The 16871-nt window shown below is 39.3% G+C and carries 16 protein-coding genes; 6 read left to right on the forward strand and 10 right to left on the reverse strand.

The window, feature by feature from the left end:
- Positions 1-7 precede the first annotated feature (7 nt).
- The 8 genes from TW85_RS13570 to astE form a co-directional block, all read right to left on the reverse strand.
- Complete coding sequence (locus TW85_RS13570; protein ID WP_046017669.1) at positions 8-859, reverse strand: type II secretion system protein N; 852 nt, start codon at positions 857-859, stop codon at positions 8-10.
- A gap of 194 nt (positions 860-1053) precedes the next feature.
- Positions 1054-1785, reverse strand: a complete 732-nt coding sequence (locus tag TW85_RS13575; RefSeq protein WP_046017670.1) for a hypothetical protein — start codon at positions 1783-1785, stop codon at positions 1054-1056.
- Positions 1786-1807: 22 nt separating this feature from the next.
- Positions 1808-2584 carry a 3-deoxy-manno-octulosonate cytidylyltransferase gene (kdsB, locus tag TW85_RS13580; protein ID WP_046017671.1) on the reverse strand — a complete coding sequence of 259 codons (777 nt, stop codon included), beginning with the start codon at positions 2582-2584 and terminating at the stop codon, positions 1808-1810.
- A 61-nt stretch (positions 2585-2645) separates the two neighbouring features.
- Positions 2646-3245: an HAD-IIIA family hydrolase gene (locus TW85_RS13585; protein ID WP_046017672.1), complete on the reverse strand. Its 600-nt coding sequence runs from the start codon at positions 3243-3245 to the stop codon at positions 2646-2648.
- Positions 3242-4102, reverse strand: coding sequence for a 3-deoxy-8-phosphooctulonate synthase (gene kdsA / locus TW85_RS13590; RefSeq protein ID WP_046017673.1), 861 nt, complete (start codon positions 4100-4102; stop codon positions 3242-3244). Before kdsA ends, TW85_RS13585 begins: the two co-directional genes overlap by 4 nt.
- 26 nt (positions 4103-4128) lie before the next feature.
- Positions 4129-5127, reverse strand: a complete 999-nt coding sequence (locus TW85_RS13595; protein ID WP_084616312.1) for a KpsF/GutQ family sugar-phosphate isomerase — start codon at positions 5125-5127, stop codon at positions 4129-4131.
- A 364-nt stretch (positions 5128-5491) separates the two neighbouring features.
- On the reverse strand, positions 5492-6418 hold the full coding sequence (locus TW85_RS13600; protein ID WP_046017674.1) for a zinc ABC transporter substrate-binding protein: 927 nt from the start codon (positions 6416-6418) through the stop codon (positions 5492-5494).
- A gap of 169 nt (positions 6419-6587) precedes the next feature.
- Complete coding sequence (gene astE, locus TW85_RS13605; protein ID WP_046017675.1) at positions 6588-7595, reverse strand: succinylglutamate desuccinylase; 1008 nt, start codon at positions 7593-7595, stop codon at positions 6588-6590.
- Positions 7596-7856: 261 nt separating this feature from the next.
- Between astE and TW85_RS13610 the strand changes: the two genes are divergently transcribed.
- The 5 genes from TW85_RS13610 to glnK all read left to right on the forward strand — a co-directional run bounded on the left by TW85_RS13610 (position 7857) and on the right by glnK (position 12420).
- The gene (locus tag TW85_RS13610) at positions 7857-8387 is read left to right on the forward strand and encodes an NUDIX hydrolase (protein ID WP_063336885.1); all 531 of its coding nucleotides are present in this window, start codon (positions 7857-7859) and stop codon (positions 8385-8387) included.
- Positions 8329-9138, forward strand: a complete 810-nt coding sequence (locus tag TW85_RS13615; RefSeq protein WP_238326215.1) for a DUF2927 domain-containing protein — start codon at positions 8329-8331, stop codon at positions 9136-9138. Before TW85_RS13610 ends, TW85_RS13615 begins: the two co-directional genes overlap by 59 nt.
- A gap of 133 nt (positions 9139-9271) precedes the next feature.
- Complete coding sequence (locus TW85_RS26590) at positions 9272-10573, forward strand: PAS domain-containing methyl-accepting chemotaxis protein (protein ID WP_046017678.1); 1302 nt, start codon at positions 9272-9274, stop codon at positions 10571-10573.
- Positions 10574-10784: 211 nt separating this feature from the next.
- Positions 10785-11891, forward strand: coding sequence for a uroporphyrinogen decarboxylase (hemE, locus tag TW85_RS13625; protein WP_046017679.1), 1107 nt, complete (start codon positions 10785-10787; stop codon positions 11889-11891).
- A gap of 190 nt (positions 11892-12081) precedes the next feature.
- A complete protein-coding gene (gene glnK / locus TW85_RS13630; protein WP_009832852.1) occupies positions 12082-12420 on the forward strand; it encodes a P-II family nitrogen regulator in 339 nt (112 codons plus the stop codon).
- Positions 12421-12511: 91 nt separating this feature from the next.
- Here glnK and TW85_RS13635 read toward each other — a convergent pair whose 3' ends face one another.
- Complete coding sequence (locus TW85_RS13635) at positions 12512-12991, reverse strand: peroxiredoxin (protein WP_046017680.1); 480 nt, start codon at positions 12989-12991, stop codon at positions 12512-12514.
- Positions 12992-13058: 67 nt separating this feature from the next.
- Positions 13059-15035 (reverse strand): methyl-accepting chemotaxis protein, encoded by a 1977-nt coding sequence (locus TW85_RS13640; RefSeq protein WP_046017681.1) that lies wholly within the window; start codon positions 15033-15035, stop codon positions 13059-13061.
- Positions 15036-15367: 332 nt separating this feature from the next.
- Here TW85_RS13640 and TW85_RS13645 point away from each other — a divergent pair, with 332 nt between their 5' ends.
- Positions 15368-16780, forward strand: a complete 1413-nt coding sequence (locus TW85_RS13645) for a PLP-dependent aminotransferase family protein (protein WP_046017682.1) — start codon at positions 15368-15370, stop codon at positions 16778-16780.
- Positions 16781-16871: the final 91 nt, after the last annotated feature.

Consider the following 16871-nt stretch of genomic DNA (forward strand, 5'->3'; position numbering starts at 1 on the left):
TATATTGTTATTTAATCGGATATGACACAGAAAAGGTCCGACTTCCCCGTTGGATTTGAAAATTAGCGACGCTTTGTTTTCGAACTAATTCACCTAATCCAGCATCACTCTCGATATTACCCACACTTTGCCCATTTACAGCGACGATTTTATCTCCCGCTTTTAGACCCATAGCAATGAGAGAACTAGATGCAAGTACCTCATAAGATGTACCATTCGAGCGTAACCCTGTCGATGCTAAAAGCGCATTAGGGTCTTCTTCAAACAAAGCTTCATAGGTATCTAGAATTTCTGCGGGTGAAAGCGTACCCACATCACTTTCGACTGACTTTCTTGTATTCGCAGGTACTGTTTTTTGTTGAGCTAAGGCTTGGTTATCTGCACTCTCTATTAGAGTAAGCAATTTATCTTCATCGAAATATAATGATTCAGACTTACCAGCACGCTCCAGAATAACGTGATCGCTGTATACTTCTTTAAGAAGAACACCTCGAATGATTTGCGTATCAATGCGATAAACTTCATCTTTTTTACTTCTGGAGCTGATAATAGCCATAGAGTCTTTCATCTCTAACGCTGGCATAACCCCTTTTAGAGTCAGTTTTAATTTAGTTTTTTTAGTCGGTTCGACTGCTTTTTCTTCAACTTCGGCAAGGTAGCCAAACAAAGAGGATGAAGCCATGTTCACTTGAGCTTTATTATTTTGCGCAGCACGAAAATCTATAGCTGCCAGCTCTGGTTCAGGCATAGGTGTAAAAGACCAAAAAATTTGCGCAGCAGAATAAGCAGAAAGACTAACAAAGCTAAATAAAGCTAAATAGCGAAGCCAAGCCTCAATACGTAAGACGCCCACAGCCATCACCAACACCTCTTAGGTGAAGTAGATTCTTGTTGATGACTTCTTTTTAGCATGACTTATCTCATCTACTTATTATTGTTAAATCAATTTGGTAAAACTTAATTTATCTACTAAATTAAATTTTTATAAGTAAGAATTTATCTAGAAACTTACCTTAATCAATATGTTACACACTAACTGTTATTACTAATATATCAAAAAACCTTATCTGTCATAACAAAAACAGGCGCATCCATATCACCAGTCCATGGCTGGTTGATTAGCTCAAATACAGCAGGCATGACAGATAATTCCGCATCACCTTGCGGACTCACACCAGCATTTATAAGAGGAACACCTTTTAAAGAGGTTACTTTCAGTTGGTTTATTGAATTAATATTAATCAATTCAAACAGTACTTTATCTAGAGAAACTGAATCTCTTTGCCTAGAGACGACAAACTCTAGGTCCCCACCTTCCCAGTAACCATTACCTCTTAACTTACTCGGTGTAGACTCTACATAGGGCCATTTTCCGTACAATTTTTCCAGCACTATGTTACCGCCAGACACTTTTGCTTTATAAGGCTCTAAAAATGAGTTCAAAAGTTCACTAGATAAGCTTAAACCATCTAACCAAAGAGACGCTTCATCCATTTCAGGTTGAAAGCTCCCCCAAGCCTTTATTTCCTTATGTAGTACCTGAAAGTCAATTGGTTCAAAAACGCCATTCAATTTCCATTGAATTAGCATATCCCCTCTAAGCTGATTTATCCTTAACTTAGCCTTTCCTTGCCAGAACCGACCTTCAAACTGCTCAAGACGGACACCCTCTTCTGTTAAAACTTGATTTAGACTTGATCGCCAAAAGTGCAAAGGAGCAAGCACAACACCCGCAACCAAAAAGACTAAAACAAACCAGATAAAGAGAAAAATTTTAACCTTCATCTACGATATCCCTATGCCTAGATTAAGCTTGGTTTTCTATTAAGCGATTTAACTTAGCTAAATCCTCTTTTGTATCTACACCATGGGGCGGCATCCCCTCGGCATAAGCAACTTTAATTTTAACGCCCTGATGCAATAATCTTAATTGCTCTAGTTTCTCCCATTTTTCCAGAGGAGACATAGGCATTTTACAATATGCAGACAATAATCTTGCTCTATATACATACATCCCTATATGCCGATAAGCAGGCATAGCCTCATTTAATTCTTGAACCTGATTAAAGCCATCTCTATCCCACGGGATAGGCGCTCGGCTAAAATACAAAGCATGATCTTTTTCATCAACCACGAGCTTCACCACATTGGCATTAAAAAAGTCATCTTTATGCTGAATACGACAGGCCATGGTAGCCATATCAGCTAAGGCATCATTCGCCAGTGCAATCACCGCATCATGTATAATGGCAACAGGCAATAAAGGTTCATCGCCTTGTACATTGACGATGATTTCATCATCATGCCATCCCATTATTTGAGCAACTTCAGCAAGACGCTCTGTACCATTTTCATGATCATCCCTTGTCATCACGACATTGGCACCAAAGTCAGATACTGCGCGATAAATATCTTCATGGTCTGTTGCAATAACGACAGTACTCGCACCGGCTTTAAGTGCTAGCTCATAAACCCACTGCAAAACAGGTTTACCTGCCAAGGGTGCAAGTAACTTTTTAGGGAAACGCTGAGAAGCATAACGGGCAGGGATAACAATATGAAATTCTGGCAGTATGTTAGACATAATTGAAGTAGGCTCAGATATAAAATGATTCAGTAGTTAAACAAGGATTAACGTCTAAAGGCTAGTTTGATTTACTCTCAAACGCTGGTTTTTGGGCGATTTCATAAGCATTTTCTAATGGCATTCGTGATGACAAAAGTAAATCACATACTTCACGAGCGACGCCTTCACCAGCCTTACAATGCAAAGTCATATCACAATGGCGTTTCACTAAGACATGAGCATCATTTGGGCACAAAGCTAAAGAAACAAGTGGCATGACTTGTAGATCGATCACATCATCACCAATATAGGCGGCTTTACCAGCAGTGATATTAAGTCGCTTTAACAAGTCTAAGAATGCTTCTTTCTTATTATGACATCCTGGGTAAAAGTGCTTAACAGATAAGTCAGTCATACGCTTACGTAAAGGCGCTGAGTCTTTTGCCGTGATAATAGCCACCTCAACCCCCCATTTAGGTAAGAGCTTCAAAGCAACACCATCTTTCACGTTAAAGCGCTTTAACGTCTCGCCCTGCTCACCATACAAAAGGCCACCATCAGTGAGCACGCCATCCACATCAAAGACAACTAACTCTAAGTCTTGCAGCTTCTTCAAAACATTTTCAGGAAACTGCACACCATTTTCTTGGTAAGAGGACAAGAAATCATTATCTATCATGACGCACTCGTATCCAGCTCATCAAAACCTTTTACTAATTCATCAATTTGCTTCAACTGTTTTAAGAATGGCTCTAATTTATCTAGCGGTAATGCACATGGGCCATCACATTTAGCCTGATTTGGATCTGGGTGAGTTTCCAAGAATAGACTAGATAAACCTAGTGCCATGCCCGACCTTGCCAGCTCAGCAACTTGAGCACGACGACCATCGGCAGAATCAGAACGACCACCAGGACGCTGTAAAGCATGGGTAACATCGAACATGACAGGGTAATCAAACTTTTTCATCAAACCAAAACCAAGCATATCGACCACAAGGTTGTTATATCCCATCATGGTGCCGCGCTCACATAACATCAGCTTGTCATTACCGGCTTCTTCACATTTAGTTAGAATGTGCTGCATTTCATGAGGTGCTAAAAACTGCGCCTTTTTAATATTAATAACAGCATCCGTTTTAGCCATAGCGACCACAAGATCTGTTTGTCTTGATAAAAACGCAGGTAATTGAATAACGTCAGCCACCTCAGCAACAGGCGCACATTGCTCAACTTCATGAACATCCGTGATTACAGGAACATTAAAACTTGTCTTTACGTCTTCAAGAATACGCAAACCCTCTTCCATGCCAGGCCCACGAAACGAATTAATTGAAGAGCGATTAGCTTTATCGAATGACCCTTTAAATACATAAGGGATATCCAAAGTTTGGCAAACTTTCACATGTTCTTCTGCAACCTTCATTGCAAGATCACGGGATTCAAGTACGTTTACGCCGCTAAAAAGTACAAAAGGTAAGTGATTAGCAACTTGTACGTCTTTATTAATTTCAATTATTTTACTTTTTACTGTCATCTTATTTTCCATTAAAAGTCAGTTAGTTAGCGGTCGTAAATTTCTAGTAAGCCAACTACATTATTATCATCATCAACGGCAATCAGCAGGGTAATTTTACCTTGCAACATTTGCTCTTCTGCCGTCGCAATTAAAGTATCTTGGTGTATCGTTTTAGGGCTTGCTGTCATCACTTGAGAAATGGTTTTATCCAGCATACCAACAGCATCTGTTAACATGGCACGACGTAAATCGCCATCAGTGAAAATCCCAAGCAAGTCCTTGCCCTCTTTCACTAATACCATTCCCATTCGTCCAGTGGTCATAATGCCAATTGCATCTTTCAACAAGGCGCTTGGAGTGCATTCAGGTAAATTATCCTTATGCATGAGATCTTTAACACGAGTTAAGAGCTTACGACCTAAGCTGCCACCTGGGTGAAAGCGAGCAAAATCTTGTGGCTGAAAGTTTCGACACTCCATCAAAGCCACCGCTAAAGCATCGCCCATCGCTGTTGTCATTGTTGTCGACGTTGTAGGTGCTAAATTATTTGGGCATGTTTCTCTATCAACAGAAATATCTAAAACACAGTCACAATGCTTAGCTAAGGTAGACTGCAAATTCCCGACCATGGCAATACAAGGATTACCAAAGCTTTTTAGAGAAGGCAGTAATCGAATAAGTTCTTCTGTTTCCCCTGAATAACTAATGAGAATCAAGGTATCTTGAGGCTCAATCATACCTAAGTCGCCATGAAAGGCTTCCCCAGGGTGAAGAAAAAAGCTTGGTGTTCCCGTAGAAGCTAAGGTAGCCGCAATTTTAGCGCCAATTAAGCCTGATTTTCCCATACCACAAATAATGGTTCGGCCTTGGGTTTTCATAATCAATTTAATTGCGTTAACAAATTCATTTGTTACAGAATCAGCTAGCTTAGACAAGGCGTTTGCCTGAGTATTCAAGGTATGTTGAGCACTTTTGAGTAACTCATCATCTGTTTTATTAAGGACTTGTGTTGAAGAAGGCATAATTTCTGTTACGTCAGCCATGTCTGATCTCTACAAATTAGAATGACTAGCATTATACCCAAAAAGCGAGTTCAAGATAGAAATCTTATTGAGCATGCGGTGAACTAAAGGCCATCTAAAAAAGCCACTAGAAACAAGCATTCTTTCTGCTTTTTTATCTTCAAGACTATTTGCTAAGACTGACTTAAATAAGAAAGTCAGCTTTGAACAAAGCTATCTTATCTATGTAGCAAAAGGTATGACTGGTTGAGGTAATAGTTGAAGGTGCTGGTCTTTTTTAGGGAAGGTTAAGTTAGACAATAAAAAAGTGAGTTAGGTACTCACTTTTTTATAATCAAAGCAGTCACAAGGAGTATTAAGCGACGGCTTTATTGAAAAGATAAGCTTAAGCTTGGCACTTTGAAAACTGACTGCCAAGTTGCTTAATAAAAGCAATATAGGCCGTTTCATTTAGGGCTAGACTCGCTCCTAATGGGTCCAGTTCAATCGCTTTGACACTTGTCCCTTCCACTAGTGCATTTACGATAGCAGGATTAAATTGAACCTCACTAAAAATACAGGCAACACTTTCATCTTTCATCAAGCTTCTGATCGAAACTACCTTTTTGGCACCAGGTTTACGCTCTGGGCTTAAACTAATATTTGCAATGTGAGCAATATCATAATGCGCTTCAAAATAACCATAAGCATCATGAAAAACGACATAGTTTAGATCTTTTAGCGGCAACAGTGACTGCTTATTTTCGGCATCGGCTTTCGCTAATGCACTTTCAAAAGATTCTAAATTTTGCGTAAAGAAGGAAGCTTGTTTAGGAAGCATAAGAGACAGCTTTTCTGCGACAGCCTCAGCAAGAATGTGAGCATTTTCTATATCCAACCACACATGTGGATCTAGACCATCATGATGGTGCCCATGTCCATGCCCATGACTTTCAAAGCTTTTCACGGCTTTAGGCTTATCAGATTCGTGATGATCACCAGCCGCTTCTACTAAAGACATCCACTCGATAGCCGTATCAGCATGTTGGCTATTGTGTAATGGTTTTTCCAAAAATGGCTCAAGAGACTCTCCGACCCAAACAACCAAATCTGCATTAATTACTTTTCTTAAATCTGATGGACGCAAGGCAAAATCATGAGGAGAAGCACTGTTAGAGACAATTTGTTCTATAGCAACTTTATCACCAGCAATGGCTTTTACTATCATAGAAACTGGCTTTATGCTGGTTGCGACACTCGGTATCGTCTCCGCTTGCAACTGACCATTTATCGCGAACAAACCCACCAACAAAAAACCTAAAATAGACTTCATTTAAACTCTCAAAAAACGTTATAACATAACAGACATATTAACATTGATATATAAGTGAACACAATTGAAGAAAGAAAGCTAAAAGCACTGTTTAAGGAAGGGGTGTAGGTAGGATTCCCCCTAGTTATATGACTTCTAGGGGGAAGGCGATCAAGCAAACAATGTAACTTTAATTAAGTTCAAGAGATGACAGCGCCACCTCTCTAACCATAAGTCCAGCTCTTTGACCGACAGGGATTTTAGTGTTCGGAAAAACTAAGGCATCTCCATCTTGCTTCACTAAATATTCAGAGAGTTGAGACTGAGTTAATTTAAAACCAGCATCAAATGACGTGAAATTTTCAAAATCTGTCGCAATATTCAGCTGATAGTCTTCTGCATCCTTATTCAAGCCATCAATCACCTGAAAAATCTTCATTGAACCTTGGTCACTAGAGGTTAACTCTTCATCTTTAATCAAGTGCCTCAAAGTATGTCTAATAGCTGTTAACTTCGAGTGGTCATTCTCTCCAAAAGGAGCTACTTGGCCTAATTCAACAGTAAAAGCACTAGCATTATGCTGCTCAGATGAGAAGTAAGACAAGGTTGTCGTACTTTGGTGAGACAATAAAACAGCTTCAATACCAGAAGCTTCCAAAAAGCCAATCTGCTCAGCACTGTAAGAACGCCCATGCAAATAAGGGTAAACCACAAATTTAGGGTACTTTGATCCCCTTATCGCGGTATGAAGGTCATAATGAATTCTTTGAACACTATCTGGCCCTTCATTAAAAAAGTCTGCAATTGTTTTCTCAATCAAGCCAGCTCTTTGAGCTTCAAAGCCCTCTTCTTTTTGCCAAGCACCAGAAAAGAGGCGATTCATATTTACTTGAGTAAACCTTTTTCCAATATTTGCAGCAGGTAAGTTTCCGAAAATAACCAGTAAACGCACTGAGCAAGCAAGCTTTTCATCTAAAATATCTTTTAAAATATCATTAACCATTTCCATCGGTGCGGTTTCATTGCCATGAATGCCTGCACTCAATACTAAGCTAATCTGTGCCTCTTGCTTTGGTTCGATAGTGACGATACCAGTTTCCAGTAAGGAAACTTTGGCAAATCCATACTCTCCAACTTTTTTTTCTGCATGTGTAGGGTTGGCTAAACTAAAGGCTAATAGGTCATGTTGCTTAATCAAGAATTCATCCTCTGGAACGGGTGTTTACTATTTAATTAGTGAGTTATTGATAACAAGATATGGTAGTAAATCTAGACTTCAAGCCGAAAAGTTAAAAGCCATCATTTGCCAAGCTTACACGAAATTTGTTGTCGCAATTTGGAAACTTTGTATTAATCATTCACACAAAAGCCTAACTTGCTAAAAGACTACTTTTACAGGCATTTTATCCTTATAATTTCGCCATAAGATACCATGATGCCAAACACAAAAGAGCCTGTTATGAGCGAAGAAATAATCAGTTTAATTGATAAAGACAATAATTTAATTGGCAGCGTAGCAAGGAAAGAAATGCGCTTTGGTATTGATTACCACAGAGCGACTTACATTTTAGTATTCAATAAAAAGAAAGAGCTCATCATACAAAAACGCACTTTAAACAAACAATTTTGTCCCGGCTATTATGGTATTGCGACAGGTGGGGTTGTTGCCCATGGCGAAAGTTATCACCTATCAGCTCAACGAGAGCTAAAAGAAGAGTTAGGCTTAGATTTAACACTAACTAATCACGGTTTATTTTTTACCGAAGGAGAAAGCTATCGCATCTGGGGAAAAGTGTTTAGCTGCATTTATGACCCAGAGCAGGATGGTAAAATCACAATGCAAGCAGATGAAGTTGCTGCTATAAAAGAGATAAGCATTGAAGATATATTAATGAATAAAAAATGCTTAAACTTTACTCCAGACACCTTAGATGCATTACACCATTATGTTGAAAATCGCCTTATCTTACAGCCTTCTGATCCTGATTAGCCTAGGCTTCAGCCAGATCTCATATGGACAAAGCAGATGGCAAGATGCCGATTACATAAAAGCAAGCTTCATAGACATTGCTTTAGGCAGAGAATACGAAAAAAATAAAGAGAGCCGCCTTGTTCGCTGGAAGAAACCTATCAAGGTACACATAGCCAGTGATTCAGGCGATGCGAATTTACAGAACATTCTGCTATCTACTCACATCAAGCATCTTGCCAGTATCACGAATCATCCATTTCAGCTAAATGTGCCCCAAAGCCAAGCAAATATCACCATCATTTTCACCCAACACAAGCAAATAAGGGATAAGGTTGCTCAATACATAGGCAACCCTAAGCATTATGAAGTCGCACTAAAAGAAGCGATTTGCATTGGCACCTTTAAAAACAATAAGAGAGGTGAGATTTTTAAAGGGGTCATTATAATTCCTGTCGATTACGCCAGAGAAAACTCACGTTTTTTAGATTGTATTATTGAAGAAATCACCCAATTACTTGGTCTGCCGAATGATTCAGATAAGGTCTACCCTTCTATATTCAATGACAATAGCATCGACTCTTACCTCAGCCCTCTAGATTATATTTTACTCAAGATACTTTATTCTCCTAGGTTGAAAGCGGGCATGTCACAGCAACAAGTCGCTCAAGCATTAGACAGCGCTTTAGCGGAACTAAATCAAAATAACGAAATTGCTGAAGCCACTTACAGAGTAAATCAACACAGCTTGAAACGCTATTTAGGGGATTAAAAAACTGGGCATATTAAAAACGGCTCAGTTTTTCTACAAAAAAATACGTTATCAACACAAGAAGCTAACGGTTAAACACAAAATTAGATTTAGGCTTATAACAGAATGATTGTATAGTTTCCCGAGGCCTAATATGTTTAACCGCAACAAACATCAAGACACTCAGCAAAAAACAGCAGAACTAGCCCAAGAAAGCCAAAATTACCTAACCGCAATAAAGCAAAACATAGCGGTTATTGAGTTCTCCCCTCAAGGCATCATTCTAGAAGCTAACGAACATTTCCTAAATGCATCCAAATACATGAAAGAAGACATTATTGGCCAACACCATAAGATGTTTTGCGAAGATAAGTATGCCAGCACCACAGAATACGCTAATTTTTGGCGTGAGCTCAGCCAAGGAATCAGCCATAAAGGTGTTTTCAAGCGAATCAATAAAGATCAAGAAACACTCTGGCTTGAAGCTACCTATTTACCCGTTATTGAAGATGGAAAAGTCATCAAGGTAGTGAAACTAGCTAGCGACATTACTCAGGCAAAAGAACGCCTAGACTGCCAATCGGCCATTTTAAATGCCCTAAACCTTTCCATGGCAGTCATTGAGTTTTCGCCCAATGGAGACATATTAAACGCCAACGAAAATTTTTTAACCTGCATAGGTTATCAAGCAAATGAAATACTAGGCCAGCATCATAAGATGTTTTGCTTTGATAATTTTTACCAAGACAATCCGTCGTTTTGGCAAGAGCTTCAACAAGGCCAATTTAAATCTGGACAATTCGAACGAAAAAACAGTCAAGGTGAAAGTATATGGTTAGAAGCTACCTACAACCCTGTCTATGATGAGTATGGAAAAGTTTATAAAGTCATTAAATTTGCTTCTGATATTACAGAGCAAATAAACAAACGAGATTCCAGCCAAAAGGTCTCTAAAATGGCATATGAAACCTCGATTGAAACAAGCAATGTGTCAGAAAAAGGCGCTCAGGTATTACAGAAATCCGTTGATATTTCTTCAGATATTTCAAATGAAATGGATAAAGCTTCCAACCTAATAGAAAAGCTAAACATACAATCAGATGAAATATCGAAAATTGTGAACACAATAGGAAGCATCGCTGGGCAAACTAACTTATTAGCACTTAATGCTGCAATAGAGGCAGCGCGAGCAGGCGAACACGGCAGAGGGTTTGCAGTGGTGGCAGATGAAGTCAGGCAATTAGCCTCACGAACCAGTAGCTCAACCATAGAAATAGAAGAAATGGTCAAACAAAACACTTTATTAACCCGTGATACTAAAACCAGCATGGAAAAAGTACGCGAACAAGCGATTGAAAGTAACGAGCTAATTAACAACGCATTTGTGATCATAGATCAAATCAAACAAGGTGCTGAAAATATATCCAACACTGTAGCCGAGCTAACAGAGAAGTAAAATTTCATTTTCTAACAAGTGTAAAGACGAGTTCAAATAGCCTCATTAAGTGATTTCTGTCACTTGAAAACCTATTGTGATCGAATTTAACGTCAAAATACTGACTCAACACAGGCCTTTTTCAATTTAAAGCCATAAAAATCATTTATAGATTCCGCTTTTATCGTCAAGTTAGGTAAAATGCTTAAAATTTTTACATCGGAGTCACTGAATGTTCCCTGAACTCAAAAATGATCGTTTTATTCGCGCCCTTTTAAAGCAGCCTGTCGATACCACACCGGTATGGATGATGCGCCAAGCTGGACGTTATCTTCCTGAATATCGTGCTAGTCGAGCTCATGCGGGTGATTTTTTGAGTCTCTGTAAGAATGACGAATTTGCCTGCGAAGTAACCTTACAACCTCTTGATAGATACGAGCTTGATGCCGCTATTCTATTTTCTGACATCTTGACGATTCCTGATGCAATGGGCCAAGGGCTTTATTTTGAAACAGGCGAAGGTCCTAAATTCAAAAAAGTCATTCGCACCGAAGCTGATGTTGAAGCACTACCTATTGCTAGCGTCAACGACCTAGATTATGTCATGAAAGCGGTAACCACTATTCGTAATGCATTAGGTGGGCGTGTTCCATTAATTGGCTTTTCTGGTAGTCCATGGACGCTTGCTACCTACATGGTGGAAGGTGGTTCAAGTAAAGATTTCCGCCACATAAAGGGCATGATGTACAAGTCTCCAGAAATTCTTCATGAGTTACTGCGTAAACTGGCTATCTCAGTTACTGACTACCTAAATGGTCAAATTAAAGCAGGTGCTCAAGCAGTCCAAATTTTCGATACTTGGGGTGGTGTTTTAAGTGGCCCTAAATACCAAGAGTTCTCTTTAATGTATATGAAACAGATTATTGATGGTCTGATTCGCGAACATGAAGGTAAAAAAATCCCTGTTATCATGTTTACCAAAAATGGTGGCCAATGGTTAGAAAACATGGCGGCAAGTGGTACTGATGCGCTAGGTCTTGACTGGACAACCGATATGGCTGAAGCAAGAGCACGCGTTGGCGACAAAGTTGCGCTACAAGGAAACATTGATCCTTGTGTTCTATATGCCGACAAAGAGGTTATTCGCGATCAAGTTGGCGAAGTATTAGCAGGCTTCGGTCATGGTACAGGCCATGTGTTTAACCTAGGGCATGGTATCCATCAGTTTGTTGACCCTGAACAGCCAAAATATTTAATCGATGCGGTGCACGAATTAGGCGCTAAATACCATCAAACACAATCAGATCAATTAGACCAACTAAACGATCTAAAATCATAACCTTTATAAATACCTTGATATGCACTGGACTGCCTCAGTCTAGTGCATTCCTCTCAAAAACCCTCTTTCTGCTCACTTCTATAGATTATCCCTCTTTATTTCTCGTTACTTGATCGACCTAACTAGCCGCAAAGAGTAGAGAATGGTATTTTTATCTAATTGATTTATTTTTGGCCTATGGAGAACATTTATGAAACTCGTTACCGCGATTGTTAAACCATTTAAGCTAGATGAGGTGCGTGAAGCACTGTCTGAAATTGGTATCAATGGCATTACAGTGACAGAGGTAAAAGGGTTTGGTCGCCAGCGTGGACATACAGAACTTTATCGTGGTGCCGAATACGTAGTTGATTTTTTACCTAAAGTGAAACTTGAACTTGCAGTAGAAGATGATCAAACTGATCGTGCCATCGAAGTAATACAACAAAGCGCCAACACAGGAAAAATTGGTGATGGTAAAATCTTTGTTACCTCACTTGAGCAAATTATTCGTATCCGTACAGGTGAAACAGGCGAAGACGCAATTTAATTTCAGTCTGTAGTGAACATAAAAAAACCTCAAACTTATTCAAGTTTGAGGTTTTTTATTAAAAGCAGATTTATTAGCAGCGATCACTCACTTATAGCTGACTCAGCACATATTCAGCTGAGCTCACTTTAAACTCACCCGCTTCTTCTTTCCATAACTGAGTTACAACACCATTATCCACTAACATGGCATAACGGCTACTACGCATACCAAACTTAGCGGATGATAAATCCAGCTCAAGACCCATAGCCAAGGTAAACTCAGCCATACCATCTGCAGCCATAACTAGATTCTCTGCATTTTGGGCTTCTCCCCATGCATGCATAACAAAGACGTCATTAACAGAAAGACAAACGACGTCATCAACACCCTTTTCTTTTAATGCATCAAAGTTCACAACAAAACCAGGTACATGGCTAGCACTGCAAGTTGGCGTAAAAGCACCAGGAAGCGCAAACATCACAACTTTTTTATTACTAAAAAACTCAGCCACTTGGATAGTTTTTGGACCATCTTCACCCATTACTTGAAACTGGGCTGCTGGCAGGGTATCTCCTACTTGAATAGACACTTAATTCAAACTCCTTTACTTAGATAAAATATGATATTTATCAACAAACATACCAAGTTATCTCTTGTTAAGATACTTTGAATTGGCTTAATAAAGTATTTTGCTGCTCAGCAAGTTTTGATAAACCTTCACTGTTCTGAGCCGTCGAGTCCGCGGCGCTAGAAGCTTCATCAGACATTTTTGCGATGTCATGCACACTCACACTAATTTCTTGCGCTACTGCAGACTGCTGCTCAGCCGCTGTCGCTATTTGCGTACTTAGATCTCGAATGCCAGTAACAAACTCTTGCATCTCTTGTAAGGATTGGCCTACTTCCTTCGCTTTATCGACACTTTGTTGAGCACTGTTTTGGCTTTGAGTCATGCTAGAAACAGTTTCTTTTACCCCTTGTTGTAGACGACTAATCACCTTCTGAATTTCTTCAGTTGAGCTGTGCGTTCTAGTTGCCAAGGTTCTTACTTCATCTGCAACCACAGCAAAACCACGACCTTGCTCGCCTGCCCTTGCAGCCTCAATGGCCGCATTTAGCGCCAATAAATTAGTTTGCTCTGCAATATCTTGAATAACTTCTAAAATTTTACCTATATCTTGTGAGTAAACATTTAACTCGTTAACCACCTTAGAAGAGCTTTCAATTTCATCAGCCAAGGTTTGAATCGTTTCGATATTCACATCCATTTGTGAGCGGTTTTCTGAAGCTTTTACATCAACCGTCTGCACTTGCTCTAAAGTCGTCTCAGCACTATTCGCAACTTGATGCACTGTTGCTGCCATTTCTGTCATAGCCGATGCGACTGAGGTTGTCATATCATTTTGAGAACTCATCAACTCTTTTGATTCCTCAGCCGTTACCACACCAGATTGCGCAGACCCAGCAACCTGTACTGACGCTTGACGTATTTCGCGAATCACAGATTCCAGCTTACTCGCAAGGTCGTTAACCCAACGGGATAACTCTCCAAATTCATCTTTAGATTTAATTTCAGCACGTAAAGTGAAATCACCTTCAGCAATTTTACCCAAAACATCCATTACAATAGATAGTGGTTTTCTAATACTACGACTGACCCAAGTAGCGACTAAGATAGCGATAATTGCAGACACAATAATCACTAACACGGCACTGCTGACAGATAAATTAACAGCGGACTTTGCTTGATTTAACGCACCTTGGCGTACTTGAGAAGCTTCATTTAACAAAGCTGTGGTTGAGGTATTAATCGAGTTCATTGTGCTAGACAACTGATTTGCTAGCTGGATGCCTTTTTCCTGAAACACAAGGTAATTATAATAAGCCTTAATAACACCTTGCTCTGCCAAAACATGGTCTTCAATTTCTTGGATCAGAATTTCAATGTTTTCATCTTCTAGATTAGCAAGTTTATCTTTCGCTCCTTGAAGGTTTGAATTCATTGATTTGATTAGATCGTCTAATGTTCCTAATTCAGTTTGATCAAAGTAATCGTTTACAGTGTACTGAATACTTTCTATTTGCCCTAAAATATAAGAAGCAGCAAATTTAACATCGGTTTTATAACCAGACTCTTCTAAAATCGCTAAATCTTCAACCGCGAATAAAATAGAGTCTTTTAAATCAAATTTTTGCTCAAATACTTGATCACGATTTGCAATTTCTAGTCGATGATTTGTCGTTGCTTGTTTTGATATTTGATAAAAAACTTCTGTCTCACGCTTAATTTCAACTAGGGATTCAGTCATGACAGGGTAATTTTGAATCAAGCCTTCTAAAGAGCTCGCTAAGTTTAAAAAGTCGGCTTCCTGTTGCTGCAAGGCCGCTTCTAAACTTGTTAACTCATCATCTGGATAAGTAATAAGATGCTGCAATAAAGTCGCATTCGAAGTTAACAAAGTCTCATTAATCTTGTTACTTGAAGCGACAACACTCGCCACTTCGCCAGTAACAGTATTTAGCCCTTGCTCAACTTTCTTTATGCCGGTGAACCCTGTTGCAGCAACCACAACTAATAGCACCAACAAGATAGCAAAACCTAAAAGAATTCTCTGTATCACAGATAAAGACATTATCTCACCCCAATTTATTACAAAACATTTGATGTGCATCACGCTTTTATGGTTTTAATAAAGGCTAACACTATATTTTCTATACATGACTTATCACAAATAATGTGAAATTAATCAACCAATTACCTTACAAAGTCCTTACATGGTTACAAAATGTAAAGTAAGGTCGCTTTTAAACACTGATTTTTATTTAAAACAATTACAAAACTAGGTTAACACTTTTAATATTACAAACTAACCTCTTGGTCAGTATTAATTCGAATTATTTTGCTTACTGGCCCCATTCTGTTAAATTTGACATCCTTATCCTTGCAGCTCTTTTTAGACTTATTATGGAACAACCTCTCTACGAGAAAATCGCAGATCAAGTAGAACTACAAATACAAGAAGGGGTGTTTTTACCTGGCACTAAAATTCCTTCTGTACGTAAGTCTAGTAAACAAATGAGCGTGAGTGTAGCAACTGTTTTACAAGCCTATAGTTTGTTAGAAGACAGAGGTGTGGTTAAAGCAAGGCCGCAAAAAGGCTACTTTGTACAAGACAATCTTCCTCTTCCAGAGTCCACACCACAGTTTGAACCAAGCCAAGCGCAAGAATCCGTCCCTGAACTGATTCGTTCACTACTCCATGCCTCTCAAAGACCGGATATCATTCAATTTGGCGCAGCCATCCCACACACTCAGTTTTTACCTATCAGACAACTGCAAAAGTCTGTTGGGCGTTTAATGAGACTAGAGCCAGAAATTTGCGCCGCTTATGAGTTCACTCCAGGTTCGTTGAATCTAAGACGACAAATTGCAATTCGCATGTTAGATGCAGGCTGTAATGTTCAACCTGATGACATTACCATCACTTTAGGTTGCCAAAATGCCATGATATTGGCATTAAGAGCCATTACAGTTCCTGGCGATACTATTATTATTGAGACGCCAACTTATCATGGCCTACTGCAAGCGGTTGATGAGTTAAAGTTGAAAGCGATTGAAATCCCTTGTGATTCACAGTCAGGCATAGATTTAGATGCTCTTGAACAAGTTTTAGCCCAATGGAAAGTAAAAGCCTGTGTTGTAACCCCAAGCAATCAAAATCCGACCGGCGCAACGCTTTCTCAATCAGCCAAAACCCGCTTAATAAAGCTCTGCCAACAACAAGAAGTCACCTTAATTGAGGATGATGTCTATGGCGAACTTAGCTACTGTGAAACTAGAGCCAAGGCCTTAAAAGCAGAAGACTCTCAAGCTGAGGTTATTTATTGCAGCTCATTCTCTAAGAGTATTGCTCCAGGCTTTCGCATTGGTTGGATTATTGGCGCTAAATATCAACAGCAAATAGAACAACATGCTTACGTAGAGTCTTTAGCTATTCCAACCCTAACTCAGAGAGCAATTGCCAATTTTCTGGAAAATGGGGCATATGATAGACATTTACGGAAAACAAGGCACACCTATGAGGAAAATTTACGCCGTTGTCAGCATAGTATTAATAAATACTTTCCCGAAGGCACCTACACCTCAGACCCTAAAGGGGGCTTTTTGCTTTGGATAAGCTTGCCTCCTGAAATAGACGCTCTAACATTACACAAAGCCGCTATTGAACAAGGGATAGGCACCATTCCAGGGCTAGCCTTTAGCTTAAGCCACAGCTTCAATCATCATCTCAGAATCAACTACGCTATAAACTGGGATAACCGTATTGAAGGAGCATTGCGCTTGCTAGGGAAGATGGCAAAACGTTTAAGCCATTAAACTAGGTGTTTTCACTTTTTATGAATTTATATCCATAAATGGCATATTTACTGCTTCATTATATTTAATAAGGAGAATTTAAGAGCAAGTA

The sequence above is a fragment of the Marinomonas sp. S3726 genome (assembly GCF_000967665.1).
Classification (GTDB): Bacteria; Pseudomonadota; Gammaproteobacteria; order Pseudomonadales; family Marinomonadaceae; genus Marinomonas.

What these genes read in the sequence shown, in the direction of transcription:
- TW85_RS13570 (WP_046017669.1), bottom strand. Translation starts at nt 859, where the DNA reads ATGGCTGTGGGCGTCTTACGTATTGAGGCTTGGCTTCGCTATTTAGCT.
- TW85_RS13575 (WP_046017670.1), bottom strand. Translation starts at nt 1,785, where the DNA reads ATGAAGGTTAAAATTTTTCTCTTTATCTGGTTTGTTTTAGTCTTTTTG.
- kdsB (WP_046017671.1), bottom strand. Translation starts at nt 2,584, where the DNA reads ATGTCTAACATACTGCCAGAATTTCATATTGTTATCCCTGCCCGTTAT.
- TW85_RS13585 (WP_046017672.1), bottom strand. Translation starts at nt 3,245, where the DNA reads ATGATAGATAATGATTTCTTGTCCTCTTACCAAGAAAATGGTGTGCAG.
- kdsA (WP_046017673.1), bottom strand. Translation starts at nt 4,102, where the DNA reads ATGACAGTAAAAAGTAAAATAATTGAAATTAATAAAGACGTACAAGTT.
- TW85_RS13595 (WP_084616312.1), bottom strand. Translation starts at nt 5,127, where the DNA reads ATGGCTGACGTAACAGAAATTATGCCTTCTTCAACACAAGTCCTTAAT.
- TW85_RS13600 (WP_046017674.1), bottom strand. Translation starts at nt 6,418, where the DNA reads ATGAAGTCTATTTTAGGTTTTTTGTTGGTGGGTTTGTTCGCGATAAAT.
- TW85_RS13610 (WP_063336885.1), top strand. Translation starts at nt 7,857, where the DNA reads ATGAGCGAAGAAATAATCAGTTTAATTGATAAAGACAATAATTTAATT.
- TW85_RS13615 (WP_238326215.1), top strand. Translation starts at nt 8,329, where the DNA reads ATGCATTACACCATTATGTTGAAAATCGCCTTATCTTACAGCCTTCTG.
- TW85_RS26590 (WP_046017678.1), top strand. Translation starts at nt 9,272, where the DNA reads ATGTTTAACCGCAACAAACATCAAGACACTCAGCAAAAAACAGCAGAA.
- hemE (WP_046017679.1), top strand. Translation starts at nt 10,785, where the DNA reads ATGTTCCCTGAACTCAAAAATGATCGTTTTATTCGCGCCCTTTTAAAG.
- glnK (WP_009832852.1), top strand. Translation starts at nt 12,082, where the DNA reads ATGAAACTCGTTACCGCGATTGTTAAACCATTTAAGCTAGATGAGGTG.
- TW85_RS13640 (WP_046017681.1), bottom strand. Translation starts at nt 15,035, where the DNA reads ATGTCTTTATCTGTGATACAGAGAATTCTTTTAGGTTTTGCTATCTTG.
- TW85_RS13645 (WP_046017682.1), top strand. Translation starts at nt 15,368, where the DNA reads ATGGAACAACCTCTCTACGAGAAAATCGCAGATCAAGTAGAACTACAA.